We start from the raw sequence: 18,872 nt of genomic DNA on the forward strand, positions 1-18,872 counted from the left end.
TGCACTCAAACGAAGAAAAAAAGAATCAATGAGCAAAGGAAAATTAGCTAAGTTTGCGGATATGGAGCGTTTCGAGAACGTGTTCCAGTATCCATATAGTGTAGTAGATGACGTGCCTTTCGATATGAAGGGCAAGTGGCGTGAGATGTATTTCCACAATGATAACCCTATCGTGCTGGAGTTGGGATGCGGCAAGGGTGAATATACCGTGGAACTTGCCAAGCTCTATCCTGAGATGAACTTCATCGGTGTGGATATCAAGGGCGCACGTATGTGGACCGGTGCCAAGAAAGCGATAGAGGAAGGACAGAAGAACGTGGCTTTCCTCCGTACCAACATCGAGATTATCGACCGCTTCTTTGCCGAGGATGAGGTGCAGGAAATCTGGCTCACCTTCTCTGACCCGCAGATGAAGAACCCTCGCAAGCGTCTTACATCTACTTACTTCATGAACCGTTATCGCCATTTCCTCGTGGATGGCGGCATCATCCATCTGAAGACGGACTCCAACTTCCTCTTCACCTATACTACTTATATGGTGGATGGCAACCATCTGCCTGTGCTCTTCCGCACCGAGGACCTCTATCATCAGGAGGGTATCGATGAGGAAACCCGTAAGATTCTCTCTATCCAGACCTATTATGAGAGTATGTGGATAGAGCGTGGCTTGAACATCAAGTATCAGAAGTTCGCCTTGCCACGTGAGGGGGAGTTGGTGGAACCTGATATTGAGATTCCGCTGGATGATTATCGCAGTTATCGCCGTGATAAGCGAAGCTCAAAGGATACAGCGAAGTAGATTTTTACAATGATTTGAATAAGCTTCCGCAATGCTTTGAATGCCTTTCCTCAAGCGTTATTGGCGTTTGAAGAATGCGTCATAAGTATCTGAAAGAAGTAACTGAAGTTGTTTGGAGATACAATAGAAGTTGTTGGAACAGTAAGTATCTCGAAGCGCACAACAGTTGATATGCGGTCGCACATCAGCTGTTGTGCGCTTGTCTTTCAGCTGTTGTGCATGCGTAGAACAGCTGTTGTGCGGCTTTTTAATGGCAATTCTATTGATTGTCTTTGTTAATCAAGTTGACGACTACTTTTACCATAACATCTTTTTCCTCAGTTCTTCTTTTTGATGAAATTTGCGAAAGATTGAAATGGAAGGAATGTTTTGTTTTTGATTACTTCCAGATTAAATATCAGGACTAGTCTTAGGTTAGGGATATGTATAGTATGTTATGTTCTTCCTATACCTTTTGTTAAATCCGGGAATAATCTTGTTGAATTCAAGAAAAAAAGGTGGAAATGCTTGGTGTTTCCACCTTATTTTATTATATTTGCAGCAAGTTTTTGAAGAAGTGCAGTATTCTCAGGGACTGCATGGAACTGACGAAACGACTAAAAGAATAGAAAAGTAATAACTAACTAAATAAACGACAAAATGATGAACTATAAGAAATTGGCTCTTACCGTTGCGGCTGGAGCGATGGCAACTACAATGATGGCGCAATCAGCACCAAAACTGAATGCCAATAACATCGAAGAAGTAATCAAGGCGATGACCTTGGAAGAAAAAGCCCAGATGCTGGTGGGCGGTGGTAACGATGGATTCGTGGGCAGCGGTGCTATGCTCGGACATCAGAAGAAGTTCGTGCCGGGTGCTGCGGGTACTACTGTAGCCATCCCTCGTCTCGGCATTCCTACTACCGTTCAGTGTGATGGTCCTGCCGGAGTTCATATCGATGCTCATCGCGAAGGTGACAGCCGTAGCTACTTTGCCACTGGTTTCCCTATCGGAACCTGTCTGGCTTCTACCTGGAACACCGACCTGGTGCGCAAGGTGGGTGAGGCTATCGGTAACGAAACCCTGGAGTATGGCTGTGATGTTGTACTCGGACCGGGTATGAACCTGCATCGCAATCCGCTCTGCGGCCGTAACTTTGAGTATTATTCTGAAGACCCAATCGTAACGGGTCTTATCGGAACCGCCTTTGTACAGGGTGTGCAGAGCCAGGGCGTGGGTGTAAGTGCCAAGCACTTTGCCGTGAACTCTCAGGAAACTGACCGTACCAAGGTGGATGAGCGATTGAGCCAGCGTGCTCTCCGTGAGCTGTATCTGAAGGGGTTCGAGATGATGGTTCGCAAGAGCAATCCTTGGACTATCATGTCTGCCTATAATAAGGTAAACGGTGTTTATGCGCAGGGCAACAAGGGGCTCTTGACTGATATTCTCCGCAACGACTGGGGATATAAGGGAATCGTGGAGACCGACTGGATTGGTAAGCGTGCCGACCTTCCTCTGGAACAGGAAGTAGAGGCTGGCAACGACCTGATGATGCCGGGTTATCCAGCTCAGGTGCAGGATATTGTTGATGCCGTAAAGAATGGCAAGCTGGATATCAAGGATGTGGACCGCAATGTTCGCCGTATGCTCGAATATATTGTGAAGACTCCTCGATTCAAGGGATATAAATATAGTGGTGAGCCAGACTTGAAGGCTCATGCTGCCATCACCCGTCAGAGTTCTACCGAGGGTATGGTGCTCCTGAAGAATGATGCCGCTCTTCCTATCCAGGGTTTGAAGACCGTGGCACTCTTCGGTGTCAACTCTTACGACTTCATGTCGGGTGGCCTCGGTAGTGGAGCCGTTAATGTAGGCTATTCTGTAGATATGGTTACCGGTTTGAAGAACATCGGCGTGGCAACTACTCCTCAGCTTACGGAAATCTATCAGAATTATGTGAAGTATGCCAAGGCTAAGTTGAAGGCAGACAAGAATCCGATGATGTGGTTCCTGGATCAGGGTCAGCCTAAGCTCGATGAAATTGAGATTACTGAGCGTTGTGTAGCTGGCGAGGAGCCAAAGGCTGATGCTGCCATCATCACCATCGGCCGTCAGGCAGGTGAGGGAATGGATCGCCAGATCAATGGTGAGTTCAACCTCAGTCAGATAGAGCAGGATATGATTTTCCGTGTATCTGATGCTTTTCATGCCAAGGGTAAGAAGGTGATTGTCATCATCAACTCTGGTTCTGTGATGGAGACTGCCAGTTGGAGAGACCGTGTGGATGCTATTCTCGTAGCTTGGCAGCCAGGTATCGAGGGCGGCAACTCTGTAGCTGATATCCTGACCGGTAAGGTGAATCCATCGGGTAAGTTGACCATGACCTGGCCTATCGCTGCTACCGATCATCCTTCTACTGCCAACTTTGCCAAGGATTACGATATGTACACCTACAAGAATCTGCTGGATTGGAGCAAGGGCAACATCAAGGGTTACGACTATAGCAACCACGAGGAGGATATCTACGTAGGTTATCGCTACTTTGATACCTTCAAGAAGAATGTGGCTTATCCTTTCGGTTATGGTTTGAGCTACACTACCTTCGAGTTTGGCAAGCCATCAGTCAAGGCTAAAGGCAACAATATCGAGGTTAGCGTAACTATCAAGAATACCGGTAAGGTTGCCGGCAAGGAAGTTGCTGAGGTTTATGTCACCGCTCCTAAGGGCGCTTACGAGAAGCCAGCCAAGGAACTCAAGACCTTCGGCAAGACCAAGTTGCTGAATCCAGGTGAAAGTCAGACTTTGAAGATGACCCTCGAAAAGCGCGATCTTGCCAGCTTCGATGAGGCCAATAGCCAGTGGAAGGTAGATGCAGGTAACTATCTCTTCAAGGTAGGTAGTGACGTAGAGAACATCAAGGGTACTGCTACTTTAAAGGTTGCAGAATATACCGAGAAGACAAGCAATGCTTGCGCTCCTAAGGTTCAGTTGAACTATCTGAAGCAGAAGTAGCCTGTGTAAATAATATTCTAGAAAGAGATTATCTAGAAGAAACTCCCGGAAAATGGGGAAAGAAGAGATTGAGAATTTTTCCTTAAGGGAAATAAAATCTTCCCTTAAGAGATATTTTTCACCACATTTGGTCTGTAAAGTTATTTCTTTATAAATTTCGCAGCACCTATTTTCCTATCCTCAAAAGCAAAGAACTCCCGTCTCTTTTCTGAGATGGGAGTTCTTGTTTAGAAGGAATACTGGGCGGAAATCATCAGTTCGCGAGGGCGAAGATAATAGCAGTCGGTCAATGTACTGATGCCGCTATAGATGGTTTCCATATAATTCTTCTTATTGAATAGGTTTCGAAGCTCTGCTGAAAGGCGGAGCTTTTTCATTCTCCAAACTGCAGAGGCATCGCCAAGGAGGGTGTTAAGATGGCTGCCCTCTTGCAGTTCATTGCGATAATGTACGAGCGAGAAGGAGAGGTCCACATGGCTGATGGTAGCGGTGGCAGATACGCTTTGGTGCCAATTAAATAACGATGACTTCGCCATTTTTTGACGTTTCGAGTTGTAAAAAGAGAATTCTCCCTCATAGCTAAAGGCGCACCAGGACGGCGAGAAGTCGATGCTAGGCTTTACAGTATAGTTGTCGGCGGTGTAGCTGATGGCTTTGCCGCTGCTGTATTGCTCCCCCTTGCTGTAGTTGTAACTGCCCTCCAGGCGGGTCTTCAGATGTAGGTCGTAGAAACCCTTCGATATGTAGAGTGATGCCCCTAGGTTGTTGCTCTTGCTGTCCTGCTTATATAATGAGGTATAGTATTTGCCATCCTCGATGCGTAGGTCGGATGCCGTGTTCATCCAGTTTTTGCTGGCATTGACCGATGCGCTGAAGAAGATTTCCTTGATAGGACGCTTGTAGTCGTAACTCAACTTGCCATAAAGAGAGCGAGTTATCGGAATGATGTCGCTCGAAGTGTACCAAGAGCGATAACTTTGACGATATTGCTTCATGGCGTAGTTGGTGGCATTGCCTGTTCCTGTACTGTATCCTGTGTAGATAGTCAACTCTCTTCGGAAATCTAATTTCTTATATAAGTAAAGGTAGGGTGATATGGTAAGTAGAGTTTTCTGTGGATAGGTGAAGCGTTCCCAGATGAAATCGGGAGAGAACGACATACGGAACGTCTCGGTCTTGTATTGCCAGTAAGGGGTGAACTTCCCTGTGATGTTAAGATTGTTTTTGCCGATTTCATCGTGACTGTTTTCGGTGAATCCGTTGTTTTTTCCGATTTCATCGCTTCTTTCCTGATATTTCGCATAGATGTTGTTGAGGTCGATACTCATTCTATATTCCTGTGTCCAGTGGAAGCGATTCCTCATCCACTGTAAGGCGTGGGCAGTATGCCAAAGGTTGGTGCGGATGCGATTCCGATCGTCGTTAACGTAGAGGTCCGCCACACCATGGTGATAGTCGGCAGTGCTACGCCAAGAGAGTTGACTTTTCTTGAAGATGAAGAGGCGGTAGATACTTGCCGAGAGGTCGAGCTTTGGGATGCGGACACGTTGGGTAAGCGTGTCGTTGATGTTTGACAAACCATCGTTTTGTGCTGCGCTGAGGCCGATACTCTTGTTGCCATAATGCTCAGCCTTGTTTACCTTGTTCTCCCATTGCAGATTGAAGGCATCGCTGATCATCGTCTTGTGGTTATGCTCCGTGGTAACTGTAGGAGCTTCGCCGCCGAGGTCGTAGATACTCATGTTCTCTCGCTCTTGTCGGGTTACCGTACGAAGATAGTTGGCTTCTATGCGAGTCTCTGCATCGTCCTTGTTCTTCTTGATATGGTTGATGGAGTATTTTTGCGAGGTGTTGAAGCGCAGGCGTTCTTCGTCGATAGGAGCGTCAAGCGATGGTACTGATATCCATGATGGAAGGGAGGCTGGAGCCAGACGATTGCTGTAAGATGCGAGTTGGTTAAGTGCATAGCCGAGATTTTTGCCTGTTCTGTCGTATTCTGCATCATACATCATCTGTTTTTTCTTGCCAATTTGCATGATATTGATGCTTCCGCCTACGTGGGATGGATGCCCTACGAGCATGTAAGGCTTGAGGGTGGGCATCAGTTTGTCGCGGGCACTATCTTTCAGGGCGATGTTCATCGCCACATTATCCGTAAAGGTCTTGTTCTGGAGCGCCTTGATAGGCTGGTCATGCTCGATGACTTCGGCCTTTTTTACGTCTTTTGCCTTGATATTCTCTTCTAGTTGGTTATATTTGCCACCGGTCAGGTCGAGACCTTCCACAGTGAATCGGTTGATGGGCTTACCATTGTAGTTGATACGGCCATTCTTCTCTATATCCACGCCTGGCAGCTTTTTCAGTATATCTTTCAGGGAGTTATCTCGTTCGTTGGCAAAGCGGGTGAGGTCGAAAGATATGGTATCCCGCCCTGTGATACGAGATCCTTTTACTTGTACTTCCTTCAAGACAAAAGCTGTTGAAGTCATACTGATGATGGTTTCTTTTCCCGATGAAACCGCCGTTTTTTGCTTTTTATAGCCTATATAGGAAGCTTGCAGCATATCGCCAGTTTGCTTTTGTGCTATGGAAATCAAGAAAGTTCCGTCTTCCTTGCTGCGTGTAAACTTCAAGGGCTTTCCATTGCGCAGCAGCGTAACCGATACGTTGGTCAGACGGTTGTGTGTAAGTGAATCTTCCACATAACCACTAATCTTCTCTTGGGCAAACGCATGGCACGTCACGAACAGAATAGTGAAAAGAACTATTATTTTCTTCATCTTTTTTCTCTCTTTTCTATTTTACCTTAGACACTTATCTTGCTGATGTCTTTAAGACGCTTGTTTGGCAAAAAAGTAAACTGCTAATTATCTTTCAATCGGATTGTATGGCTCAGCACGCTTGGAATGCTTCAGGATATTTCCTTTTTCATCCTTGATCTTTACAATTGCAGCATACTTGGCATCTTGAAGCAGATAGCCGATAGGGTCGGCATAGTATTTCTTGTAAATGGAGGTCAATGATTTGCGGTCGATAGGCTCGAATGTCTTACCTTTATAATAGATAGGTGTGGAGCCTTTGTCTGTAGTGAGTCCTACAGCCGTAAATCCATAATCGTTCTCGGAGTCGTGAGCCTTGAGTATCAATCCCGGCAGTCTGCTCAGTTTCCAGGGACCATTGTCAATAGGGATGTCTTCCGTATACCAAGCTATCCATGTTCTACCTTTAAACTTGGCAATTGCCTGGTGGCACTCGTAACCGCAGATGGAATCGATGCTGTCTGTGAGTTGCCAGTCTATCGGTTCCATCGGCTCTATGCACACATATCTGTCGGCAGCAAAGAAATCGAGATAGGCAGTTTTGCCCGGTTCTGGATAGTTCTTATATATTTTCCAATTAATCTGTCCGCCATTACCGGAGAAATTGACAGGTATTCCTTTTGCCATATTCGCAGAGATGGTAGAGTCTCTTTGGAATATCGGATAACTGTAGAATGCGGAATACTTGTTGCCAATCTGCAAGAGCATTTTCTCTTCGATGTGGCCAAAGATGGTGTCGGTCTTGGTATATTTCTTTTCGTAAATATACTCGGCATCATATACTACCTGATACTTTACCTGATCAATGGAATCTCCCATGCCAATGCTTGATTCATCGAACAGGTTTACTGTTTGCGCTTGGAGCATGCAAGCATATAATGCAAGCCATGCCATCAATAATACCTTTTTCATAATCTTCGTCTTTTTATTCATTATTTTATCTGTTTCATTCGTTTTTGTGATGCAAAAATACTGAGATTATCCGATGAAATCGATGATTTCTGTTACTGAGTTATTACTTTTGCTTCTTTTCGCCTATTATTATTTTATTACTCTTGCTTTTGTTTACGGATTTTTCAGTAACTTTGCCGTCAAATTCAAAAGATCTGGAATGTATGAAAAGTAACAGTAAGCTGAAAATAGTATGGATGGTATGTGGGGTAGCAATCGTATTGTTGTTCTGCACGCAGGCATATTGGCTCCATCTTCAATGTCAATATAGCTTAGACCAGCAGGTAGAGCAATTCAAAAAGGATTGTGATGAGGTGTTAGCGCAAGATTTGAAGAATAGAAAAAAGTTGCAGGAGAATTCATCTACGAAAGGTAGAAGAGATACGGTTATGCTTAAGATAGAATCTGAATATGATATGAAGAAGGGATGTAGCCGTACTACGCTTTCTTTTTGGAACAATCACCGCTTTCTTGTCCGTTTGAATGATCCTGATCTTACGGGTGATGATGCTTATCTCATCATCAGCAGATATCTGGCTTATATAGGTAAGCATCCCTCGTTGGCTTCTTATCAAAGATTACTGGATGATAAGGGATATGGGAAGATATCCTTTTTTCGCCATCTGGATTACAAGACTGTCTTCCTGAATGCAAAATATGATGTCGAAGGCAGATGGTCACGTGTGGTGACGGTAAAGTATCAGACGAACCCAATGTTTCGCCAAGGTATTTCTTTTCAGGTGCCCATTCCTATTACTCGAACGCTCAAAGCCATGATGTGGCAATTGATAGGAAGCATCTTTCTCTTTTTCATCTTGATAGGATGTCTGTATTATCTGGTTAAGACCATAGTCTTCCAGAAACGCATTGATGGCATTCGCCATGAGTTTCTGAAGAATATGATTTATGAGTTGAAGCAACCGAAAGAAGGCGACAAAGGTGAAGAATCTGCTGTTTTTATCGGTTCCATTGCTTTCTACTATGCGCAGAATGAACTGCAATGTGGTAATTCCAGAGTAGTCATCACATCTCGTCAAGCTGAAATTCTGAAGCTTCTTGCCGAGAACCAGAACCAACTTGTAGAGCGGGATTTCATACTGAATGAAGTATGGGGTGATGACTCATACTCCAATTCCCTTGCCCTGAACGTGCAGATTACCTATCTTCGCCGGGCATTGAATCTGGATGAAAAGGTAAGTATCGAAGCTGTCATCAAGAAGGGATATATCCTGCGAACCTGTTGATCTTGTTATCAACTCTCATCTTTTTAGAAAGGTGGAAGTTTTTTTATCTTAATTTATTTTGTCCTTCACCTATTTTGTTGTAACTTTGCAGTCGAAATTCGAATTTAAATTATTTTATGTAATTATGGCAAAAAAAGCTCTTTTAATGATTCTCGACGGATGGGGAATCGGTAAGCATGATAAGGGTGATGTTATCTTCAAGACTCCAACTCCTTATCTCGATTATTTGACAGCAGTTTCAGCACATTCTACTCTCCAGACTTGTGGCGAGGACGTAGGTCTTCCTAAAGGTCAGATGGGTAACTCTGAGGTAGGTCACCTCAACATCGGTGCAGGTCGTGTGGTATATCAGGACCTCGTTAAGATCAACAAGGCTTGCGAGAGCGGTGACATCTTGAAGAATCAGGAGATCATCAATGCTTACAGCTATGCTCAGAAGACTGGTAAGAAACTCCACTTGATGGGCTTGACTTCTACCGGTGGTGTTCACTCTTCTTTGGATCACCTCTTCAAGTTGATTGAGATTGGTAAGGAATATGGTTTGAAGGAGACATACGTTCACTGCTTCATGGATGGTCGTGATACAGACCCTAAGAGCGGTAAGGGCTTCATCGAGGAGGTGCAGGCTTGCTGCGACAAGAACGGTGCACACATCGCTAGCATCGTGGGTCGTTTCTATGCTATGGACCGTGACAAGCGCTGGAACCGTGTAAAGGAAGCATACGACTTGCTCGTTGAGGGTAAGGGTAAGCAGGCTGACGATATGGTGAAGGCAATGCAGGAGAGCTATGATGAGGACGTAACTGACGAGTTCATCAAGCCAATCAATAACTCAAAGGTTGACGGTACTATCCAGGAGGGTGATGTTGTTATCTTCATCAACTACCGTAACGACCGTGCCAAGGAGTTGACACAGGTATTGACTCAGCAGGATATGCCAGAGGAAGGCATGCACACCATCAAGGACTTGCAGTACTACTGCATGACTCCATACGATGCAAGCTTCCAGGGCGTTCACATCCTCTTCCCTAAGGAGAACGTAATGAACACTCTCGGTGAGTACTTGAGCGCTCAGGGCAAGAAGCAGCTCCACACTGCAGAGACAGAGAAGTATGCTCACGTAACATTCTTCTTCAATGGTGGTCGTGAGACTCCATACGAGGGTGAGGACCGTATCCTGGTTCCTTCTCCAAAGGTAGCTACATACGACCTGAAGCCAGAGATGAGCGCTTACGAGGTAAAGGATAAGTTGGTTGGTGCTATCAACACTCAGGAGTACGACTTCATCGTTGTAAACTTCGCTAATGGTGATATGGTAGGTCACACTGGTATCTACAACGCTATCGCTAAGGCTGTTCACGCTGTTGACAACTGTGTAAAGGACGTTATCGAGGCTGCCAAGGCTAACGATTATGAGGCTATCATCATCGCTGACCACGGTAATGCAGACCACGCTATCAACGAGGACGGCACACCAAACACCGCTCACTCTTTGAACCCAGTTCCATTCATCTACGTAACTGATAACAACTCAGCTACCGTTAAGGATGGCCGTTTGGCAGACGTTGCTCCTTCTATCCTCCACATCATGGGCTTGGAGCAGCCAGCAGACATGACTGGTGAGAACTTGATTATTGACTAATAATAATTTCGGAAGTCAAGGCTTTTTTGAGCCTTGACTTCTTTAACTTAAATCATTATGGACGTAAAGATAGAAGAAAGTTGGAGACAGCATATAGAAGGAGAGTTTGACAAGCAATATTTTGTTGACCTCACAAACTTCGTGAAAGAGGAATACCTGCGTACGCCCTGTTATCCTCCTGGTCGCTTGATTTTCAATGCCTTCAATCTCTGTCCTTTTGATGATGTAAAGGTAGTGATTATCGGACAGGATCCTTACCATGAGCCGGGTCAGGCGATGGGACTGAGTTTCTCTGTGCCAGATGGAATCACTTTTCCACCATCATTGATTAATATATTCAAGGAGATTCAGATGGATCTCGGTACTCCGATGCCAGCTACGGGCGATTTAACCCGCTGGGCAAAGCAGGGAGTACTGCTTCTCAACGCCACGTTGACCGTTCGTGCCCATCAGGCAGCGAGCCATCAGCGCAAAGGCTGGGAGGAGTTTACCGATGCTGCCATCAAGGCGCTCAGCAAGGATAAGGAGCACCTGGTGTTTATCCTTTGGGGCGGTTATGCCCGAAGCAAGGCGAAACTCATCGATACGAGCAAGCATCTGATATTGGAGAGCGTGCATCCTTCGCCATTATCAGCCAATAGAGGCGGCTGGTTTGGCAATCATCATTTCTCCCGCTGCAATGCATATCTGCAGCAGAACGGAATTGCGCCTATCCAATGGTAGGTACACCTATTTTTATATATAGCTATCCACTTATGGGTAGCTATCCTTATTTTTATTATACACTCAAAGAAATTTATTCATCTCAAAAAACATTATGAAGAAAGACGAACTGCGTATTCTGCAGGTGGGCAACGTATTGGTTTCACCTGATATTATCACCGAAAAATTCTGTTGCGACCTTGATGCCTGCAAGGGCGAGTGCTGCATCGAAGGCGATGCGGGAGCTCCTGTTACCCTGGATGAAATCATGGAGATAGAGAATGCGCTCGATGTAGTTTGGGATGATCTCTCAGCTTCTGCCCAGGCTATCATTGATAAGCAGGGTGTGGCTTATACCGATATTGAAGGCGATTTGGTAACGAGCATTGTGAATGGTAAGGATTGTGTGTTTACCTGCTATCAGGACTTGAAAGATTTAGGCGATGGACATACGATTTCTAACTGTTGTCTCTGTGCTCTGGAGCGTGCTTATCGCGAAGGAAAGTCGAAGTTCAAGAAGCCTATCTCCTGTGCCTTGTATCCTATACGTGCCAAGGATTTCGGCAACGAGGTGTATGGCATCAACTATAACAAATGGCGTATATGCAAGGATGCCATCAAGAAAGGAGAGGAGTTGAATCTTCCGGTTTATAAGTTCTTGGAGGGTCCGTTGGTAGAGAAATTCGGCAAGGAATGGTATGATGAGCTTTGCGAAGTGGCAGAGCAAGTACTTGCGGATTTGGAAGATTAAGTTCTGTTAGAGACTTTGGAAGATAATAGTTCCGAAGTCTTTTTTTGTTTTATAAAAAAGAGATTTCGAAACGCTGTTGAGCTTATTCCGAAATCTCTAATCCTTCTATATTTGTGATATTACTTCTTCTGAAGCCTTTATCCCAAGTTATCACGAAATCTTTTTGATGCTCAGCATGGATGCGGTAATAGGCTTGTTCGTCCATTTCGCCACTGCATACATATTGGTTTCCGTTAATATGAAGTGTTGTTCCTTTGCTGGCATTGCGTATCGTGAGCCGGATGGTTCCACGGAACGGACGCCCGAAGTCTATACGGCATCCCTGATGATCGAATTCCTCCTCGTATGGTTCTAATACCATTTGAAGTTTGTTCTGGGTGAGGTATGGCAGCTGGTCTACAAAGATATACTTTACCGTATCATTGAAGGCACCTGTCGGATGAACCCATCCTGAAGATTGGTATTCAGCCGATTTCCACTCAGTAGTGTATATTCTATTATCAAAGTGTTCTTTTTCGTTGTAACTGCACCCCTTCAGCGGTTTGCACCACCATGTTTCGTCTGCTTTATGATAAAAAGGAACAGAGTCAGTATACCAGCCATAAAATTCCAATGACAGTTGTTTGCTTTTGCTTCTTGTTCTTCCTGGTGCATACCAGACTGCGATGATATTCTCTCCCTTTTTCAGATATCTGGAGATATCTGTAGATTGCATCAGAAGGATGCTGTCTCTGGCTCCTTCGTTGAAAATGCTTGGCGTAACATTTCTTTCGTTGATGTATAGACGGGTATTTCCTCCACTTGCCATGCTTATCTCAGCCTTTAAAGGCTTTTGGTCAAGATGATAGATTTTCCTGTATAATATCTCAGAAGAATCGTTGGGGAATGGGTATGATACCCAATGGGTACCGAATTCCTGTGCATAGGAATTCAGTACCCAGAGAGTTGTAAAGATGAGAATTGTAAAATATCTCATAGATGATTATTTGTCTATTTTATGAGTTTTGTTTCGCCAGCCTTGAAACTTAATGCTTTCAACTTACCATTATACTTGACGGTCAGGTTACCGGCATTCTTGCTGGTGATGGAAACTTTGCTGACTTTTCCATTGTTCCATACGAGATCAATCTCGTAGTTTCCTCGCGCTTTGATACCCTTAATTTCGCCTGCTGGCCATTCTTTAGGTAGAGCAGGAAGAAGATGCATAGTCTCGCCATCGCATTGCATCAGCATCTCACATATACCTGCTGTGCCTCCGAAGTTGCCATCAATCTGGAATGGTGGGTGAGCATCGAAGAGATTTGGATAGGTTCCTCCTGAAGGGCGATTCTTCGGATTGTTGTAATTGCCCGGATGTACATAGTTAAGCAATTTCCTGATCATAGAATATGACTTGTCTGCTCTGTGCAGGCGAGCCCATAAACTGATGCGCCATCCTGTGCTCCAACCGGTAGAGAAGTCTCCTTTTATCTCAAGAGTCTTGGCAGCAGCTGCAGCTAAATCAGGGGTCTTATCTAATGAAATCTGATAGAATGGGTGTAACCCGAGGAGGTGTGACTGGTGGCGATGATGCCAATCCTGGTCATCCCAATCGTAATACCATTCCTGCAGGTTGCCTCGCTTTCCTATCTGATAAGGGTGGAGACGATTGATAGCCTCCTGTAACTTTGCCTGATAAGCTTGATCAATACCGAGGATCTGAGCACCTTTGAGTGTGTTTTTAAACAATTCTCTCAAGATGGCAAGATCGGCGGTACCTCCATAGAAACTGCAGCCTTGATAGCCCTTGTCGGTGATATATTCAGCCTCTGGTGAAGTGCAAGGGGCAGTAATCAGTTCGCCCGGCTTCTTTGGGTTCTCTATCATCCAGTCAAGCATGAAGTCTGCTGCACCTTTCATCAATGGATAGGCTGTCTTGCGCAGATATTCCTTATCGCGGGTGTAATCGTAGTGATCCCATAAGGTTTGTACAAGCCAGGCCCCTCCCATGTTCCAGTTGCTCCACTTAGGACTTTCTTTCTTGGTTCCAACTGGGTTTGTCATCGCCCATGCATCAGTGTTGTGTCCACCGCACCAGCCATTTTCAATTCCATAATAGTGCTTTGCTGTATATTTTCCTGTTACAGACATGGCTTTCACCAGTCCGTCTACAGGCATTACTAGTTCAGACATATTGGTAACTTCTGCTGGCCAATAGTTTTCTTCCAGGTTGATGTTGATGGTGTAGTTTCCACGCCAAGGAGATTTTCGTGCCGGAGCCCAAAGACCCTGAAGATTGGCCGGAATGCCGGGAGTTCTCGAACAGCTGATCAGAAGATATCTTCCATATTGGAAGTATAGCATTTCCAGGTAAGGATTTTGCTCTTCTTTCTCTGTGTAATCAAAGAGTTGCTGGTCGGTGGTTCGTCTGTTGTCGAACTTAGCTCCCTTGAGTGCAAACTTGGCACGGTTGAAGATGTTCTGATAGTCGGTTATATGACGCTGTTTTAACTCTGGATAGGTATAGTTGACCAAGTGCCAGGCATTGTCGTTAACCTTTTCAATATATGGAGCTCCTTCTTTTACAGGATGCTTGTCGAATCCGTTGTAGCTGGTTTCATTCACTAAATAGATAACCGCTTCGCTTACGTCCTGCAGATGGAGAGTAGAATCAGAGGCTGTAATGGTTCCGTCCTGGTTCTTGATGCTGAGGATGGAGCAGAAGTGGGTACTGTTCTCAGGCTTTCCCATAGCATGCCCCGTGATGGTGAGCTGCTTATTGGAAGCTTTTACCTGATGAGGAATTAGAGAGGTGAGAGAGATATCGCAGTTGATGGCTTTCTTCTGGGAAGCTGTCAGGCGAATAGCAATCATCTTGTCCGGATGTGATGCGAAATACTCTCGCTGGTATTTTATTCCCTCTCTTGTATAACTCAATGTAGCCATAGCGTTGTCAAGGCTCAATTCGCGCTTGTAGTTGCTGAATTGTCCTTTATTTGCATCTTTGATATTGATGATGGCAAGTGGCTGATAATATTCTGAATTGTGTCCTTGTACATGCAGTTGTAGAGAATCGGCTGCCTTGTAATCCTCTTTGAACAGAGCCTCGCGGATCTTAGGTATCCATTTGTAGGCATCCCCTCCTTCCTCGCGATTGACAGGCTTTCCTGTCCACAAGGTGATGTCGTTGAGATAGATAGAGTCATTGTTGGCTCCACCATAAATCAATGCACCTAACTTGCCGTTACCGATAGGTAGCGATTCTTCAAAGGCTGTAGCCGGCTTATTGTACCAAAGCTTCAGCGGTGGAATATTACTCTTCGGGGCAGCCTGAAGTGTGCCTGCTGCAGAGAGTAATAGGCAAGAGATAAGTAAATGTTTCATAAGTTGGTTTGTTGGGTTTTATACAAGCAGAGGCTGTGTCATTTGTAGGTAAATGGCACAGCCCCTTATGTAAATTAGTTGAATTGTCTTAAGCGTCGATGTTTGCGTATGTGGCATTCTGCTCGATAAATTCGCGGCGTGGTTCCACATCATCACCCATCAACATAGAGAAGATCTCATCAGCCTGGGCTGCGTTCTCGATAGTAACCTGTTTGAGCAAGCGTGTAGATGGGTCCATAGTGGTTTCCCAAAGCTGCTCTGGGTTCATCTCACCCAAACCTTTGTATCGCTGGGTGTGGATGTTCTTGTCTTCTAATCCATCTCCATACTTGTCGATGAATGCTTGGCGCTGCTGTTCTGTATAGCAATATTCGCTTACCTTGCTGCGATAAGTACACTTGTAGAGTGGTGGGGTAGCGATATACAGATGGCCTTCTTCGATAACCTTTGGCATGAAACGATAGAAGAGTGTCATAATCAGTGTGTCGATGTGAGAACCATCGACGTCGGCATCGGTCATGATAATAATCTTGTCGTAACGCAACTTGTCTGTATTAGCCTCCTTGCTGTCTTCGCCGTCTACACCGAAACGGACACCGATACTCTGGATGATGTTCATGACAGACTCCGCTTCGAATACCTTGTGCCACTGTACCTTTTCTACGTTCAGAATCTTACCACGCAATGGGAGAATAGCCTGACGGAAACGGTCGCGACCCTGCTTGGCAGAACCACCGGCGGAATCACCCTCGACGAGGAAGATTTCGCATTCCTTAGGGTCCTTCATTGAACAATCGGCAAGTTTACCAGGAAGACCACCACCTGTCATGAAGTTCTTGCGCTGTACGCTCTCACGTGCCTTGCGGGCAGCGATGCGGGCAGTAGCAGCCAGGACAACCTTTTCGCAGATGCGCTTAGCCTCGTCTGGATGCTCCTCCAGGTAATCAGACAAAGCCTCGTTTACAGCCTGCTGAACGGCACCCTGTACCTCGCTGTTACCGAGCTTGGTCTTGGTCTGTCCCTCAAACTGAGGTTCAGCTACCTTGATGGAGATAACGGCAGTAAGACCCTCGCGGAAGTCTTCTGGTGCAATCTCTACTTTTGCCTTTTCAATCTGCTTAGAGATGGTTGGGTCAGCTTCTGCGTAAGCCTTCAAGGTGCGGGTCAACGCCATACGGAAACCAGTCAGGTGGGTACCACCTTCAATGGTGTTGATGTTGTTAACGTATGAGTGGATGTTCTCTGAGTAATCAGTATTGTACATCACAGCAATCTCGATAGGAATACCCTGCTTCTCTGTCTTCAGATAAATAACATCATCGAAGAGATGAGTGCGGTGACGGTCTACGTAACGGACGAATTCCTTCAAACCATCCTTAGCGTGGAAAACCTGCTCCTTGGTCTTACCTTCCTCGTCAGGGCGCAAATCTTTCAAGGTAATCTTGATGCCTGCATTAAGGAAAGCTAACTCGCGCATACGGTTGGCGATGATATCCCATTTGTAGACGGTGTGAGTAAAGATGGTTGGATCTGGCCAGAACTGCTGGCGTGTACCGCGCTTGTTGGTCTCACCTACCACCTTAACCGGATAGAGAGGCTTACCCTTCTCATATTCCTGCTGGTAGATTTTGCCGCCACGGAACACCTGTGACAACATGTGGGTAGAAAGTGCATTCACACAACTTACACCCACACCATGTAAACCGCCAGATACCTTGTAAGAACCCTTGTCGAACTTACCACCTGCGTGAAGCACGGTCATAACGACTTCGAGGGCTGATTTATGTAGTTTCTCGTGCATATCCACAGGGATACCACGACCATTGTCTTCTACGGTGATAGAGTTGTCTTCGTTGATGGTAACTTCGATGTCGGTACAGTAGCCCGCCATTGCTTCGTCAATAGAGTTGTCTACTGTCTCGTTTACCAAGTGATGAAGACCCTTCTCGGAGATGTCACCAATATACATCGCCGGACGTTTGCGAACAGCTTCCAGGCCTTCCAGAACCTGAATGTTACTCGCAGAGTAATTATTTGCGTTGTTTTGATTTTCTGCCATTTTAGTATTGTCTTATTTCCGTGCAAAGATACTAAAAAAAGCTGAGAAACAGGAACTTTTGTTTGTGAAAAATCACCAAAAAGTGAAGAAAAAACGTAGAATGTGAACTTTAGCGGCAAAAGTGTCTTGAAAAAGCTGTTTAATAATCGTTTTGCGCGTTTTTATAGGGTATGTTGTAGTATAAACTAGTTGTGATGGGAAGATTTTATGATGCAGGAAATGGGTAGTCGGGTTCATAGAAAAAGAATAAGGCTGCGACCCCTATAAAGGATTGCAGCCTTATTTATTTCTTTGCTTTGACTTATAAGTTAGGCCAACTTAGCGATGTGCTTTGTAAGACCAGACTTCAAGTTTGCAGCCTTGTTGTCGTGGATAACGTTGATCTTAGCCAACTTGTCTAAAAGCTTCTGAACTGTAGGATAGAGCTTTGCAGCCTCTTCCTTGTCAGACATGTTGCGCAACTTGCGGACAGCATTGCGCATAGTCTTTGCATAATACTTATTGTGCAAAACCTTCTTCTTGTCCTGACGGATTCTCTTGATTGATGATTTGTGATTTGCCATCTTCTTTATGTTATTTTTTTTATTTCTTAAATGTTTGTAGTCCCTAGCAGAGTCGAACTGCTCTTTAGAGAATGAAAATCTCTCGTCCTAACCGATAGACGAAGGGACCATTGCTTATTTGCGGGTGCAAAGTTACTACTTTTATTTGAATCTAGCAAATTTTTTGTGGAAAATTTTCGCTAAATGCGCATTTTTTTGTATTTTTGCCCTGTTTTTCACTAATATTAGGCAAAATGGAGATAAAAACTAGTGCTATCGTGTTGCAAACCATCAAGTATGGAGACTCTCAACTTATCGTGGATTTCTTCACCGAAAAGTTGGGAAGACTCTCTTTTATGGTGCGTGTACCTAAGTCATCGAAGGGAAAGATAAAACGGCAACTTTTCCAACCGTTCATGGTCTTGAATCTCGAATTTGATTATCGCCCTAAGTCAAATCTGCAGCGTCTTAGAGATGTCTCGATTCTGATTCCATTTGTTGATATCCCTTTTTCTCCATACAAACTGGGCATTTCCATGTTCTTGGCAGAACTGCTTTCGTATGCCACCCGTCATGAGCAGGCTAATGGCGTGCTCTATCTTTTCGTACAGAACAGTATCGAATGGTTAGACCGGGCTAAAGGTTCTATTGGTAATTTCCATATTGTCTTTATGATACAGCTGTCTTTTCATTTAGGCTTTATGCCCAATATAGAAAGCGGTATGTCTGGCGATTATTTTGATTTGGTAGATGGATGTTTTGTTGCTCATGTTCCTTCCCACGTACATTATTTAAATAAGGAAGATTCTATGCGGCTTGTGTCTTTGCTTCGTTTAGAGTATAAAACAATGCACCTCTACACAATGTCCCGTATCGAACGGAACAGGTGTGTAGAGGTGATATTGGAGTATTATAAACTTCATTTGCCAGGTTTCCCGGAAATGAAGAGTTTTGCTGTTCTTCAGGAACTGTTTGCTTAGTCTTTTCAGGTTTCCTCGCTTGCTTG

At 44.9% G+C, this 18,872-nt stretch carries 13 protein-coding genes; 7 read left to right on the top strand and 6 right to left on the bottom strand.

Annotated features, from left to right (window positions below; translation table 11 throughout):
• Window positions 1–28 precede the first annotated feature (28 nt).
• Window positions 29–799, top strand: a complete 771-nt coding sequence (gene trmB, locus ONT19_RS13025; RefSeq protein WP_022121261.1) for a tRNA (guanosine(46)-N7)-methyltransferase TrmB — start codon at window positions 29–31, stop codon at window positions 797–799.
• A gap of 642 nt (window positions 800–1,441) precedes the next feature.
• On the top strand, window positions 1,442–3,793 hold the full coding sequence (locus ONT19_RS13030) for a beta-glucosidase (RefSeq protein ID WP_264953064.1): 2,352 nt from the start codon (window positions 1,442–1,444) through the stop codon (window positions 3,791–3,793).
• 227 nt (window positions 3,794–4,020) lie between these two features.
• On the opposite strand, the gene ONT19_RS13035 is transcribed toward ONT19_RS13030, so the two are convergent.
• The gene (locus ONT19_RS13035) at window positions 4,021–6,573 is read right to left on the bottom strand and encodes a hypothetical protein (protein WP_264952139.1); all 2,553 of its coding nucleotides are present in this window, start codon (window positions 6,571–6,573) and stop codon (window positions 4,021–4,023) included.
• 87 nt (window positions 6,574–6,660) lie between these two features.
• On the bottom strand, window positions 6,661–7,524 hold the full coding sequence (locus ONT19_RS13040) for a GLPGLI family protein (RefSeq protein WP_264952140.1): 864 nt from the start codon (window positions 7,522–7,524) through the stop codon (window positions 6,661–6,663).
• 203 nt (window positions 7,525–7,727) lie between these two features.
• Between ONT19_RS13040 and ONT19_RS16410 the strand changes: the two genes are divergently transcribed.
• The 4 genes from ONT19_RS16410 (at window position 7,728) to ONT19_RS13060 (ending at window position 11,902) form a co-directional block, all read left to right on the top strand.
• Window positions 7,728–8,807: a winged helix-turn-helix domain-containing protein gene (locus tag ONT19_RS16410; protein WP_437183496.1), complete on the top strand. Its 1,080-nt coding sequence runs from the start codon at window positions 7,728–7,730 to the stop codon at window positions 8,805–8,807.
• Window positions 8,808–8,931: 124 nt separating this feature from the next.
• Complete coding sequence (gene gpmI / locus ONT19_RS13050; RefSeq protein ID WP_118118493.1) at window positions 8,932–10,449, top strand: 2,3-bisphosphoglycerate-independent phosphoglycerate mutase; 1,518 nt, start codon at window positions 8,932–8,934, stop codon at window positions 10,447–10,449.
• 57 nt (window positions 10,450–10,506) lie between these two features.
• Window positions 10,507–11,172: a uracil-DNA glycosylase gene (locus tag ONT19_RS13055; RefSeq protein ID WP_264952141.1), complete on the top strand. Its 666-nt coding sequence runs from the start codon at window positions 10,507–10,509 to the stop codon at window positions 11,170–11,172.
• A gap of 94 nt (window positions 11,173–11,266) precedes the next feature.
• Window positions 11,267–11,902: a DUF3109 family protein gene (locus tag ONT19_RS13060; protein ID WP_264952142.1), complete on the top strand. Its 636-nt coding sequence runs from the start codon at window positions 11,267–11,269 to the stop codon at window positions 11,900–11,902.
• 82 nt (window positions 11,903–11,984) lie between these two features.
• On the opposite strand, the gene ONT19_RS13065 is transcribed toward ONT19_RS13060, so the two are convergent.
• The 4 genes from ONT19_RS13065 to rpsT all read right to left on the bottom strand — a co-directional run bounded on the left by ONT19_RS13065 (window position 11,985) and on the right by rpsT (window position 17,887).
• Window positions 11,985–12,878, bottom strand: coding sequence for an alpha-L-rhamnosidase N-terminal domain-containing protein (locus tag ONT19_RS13065; protein WP_264952143.1), 894 nt, complete (start codon window positions 12,876–12,878; stop codon window positions 11,985–11,987).
• 14 nt (window positions 12,879–12,892) lie between these two features.
• Entirely contained in the window at window positions 12,893–15,265 is a 2,373-nt protein-coding gene (locus tag ONT19_RS13070; RefSeq protein ID WP_264952144.1) for a glycoside hydrolase family 95 protein, read from the bottom strand.
• A gap of 88 nt (window positions 15,266–15,353) precedes the next feature.
• On the bottom strand, window positions 15,354–17,324 hold the full coding sequence (gene gyrB, locus ONT19_RS13075; RefSeq protein WP_118063411.1) for a DNA topoisomerase (ATP-hydrolyzing) subunit B: 1,971 nt from the start codon (window positions 17,322–17,324) through the stop codon (window positions 15,354–15,356).
• A 308-nt stretch (window positions 17,325–17,632) separates the two neighbouring features.
• A complete protein-coding gene (gene rpsT, locus ONT19_RS13080; RefSeq protein ID WP_264952145.1) occupies window positions 17,633–17,887 on the bottom strand; it encodes a 30S ribosomal protein S20 in 255 nt (84 codons plus the stop codon).
• A gap of 233 nt (window positions 17,888–18,120) precedes the next feature.
• Between rpsT and recO the strand changes: the two genes are divergently transcribed.
• On the top strand, window positions 18,121–18,846 hold the full coding sequence (recO, locus tag ONT19_RS13085) for a DNA repair protein RecO (protein ID WP_264952146.1): 726 nt from the start codon (window positions 18,121–18,123) through the stop codon (window positions 18,844–18,846).
• Window positions 18,847–18,872: the final 26 nt, after the last annotated feature.

Origin of the sequence: Segatella copri, assembly GCF_026015625.1 — a bacterium.
Classification (GTDB): Bacteria; Bacteroidota; Bacteroidia; order Bacteroidales; family Bacteroidaceae; genus Prevotella; species Prevotella copri_H.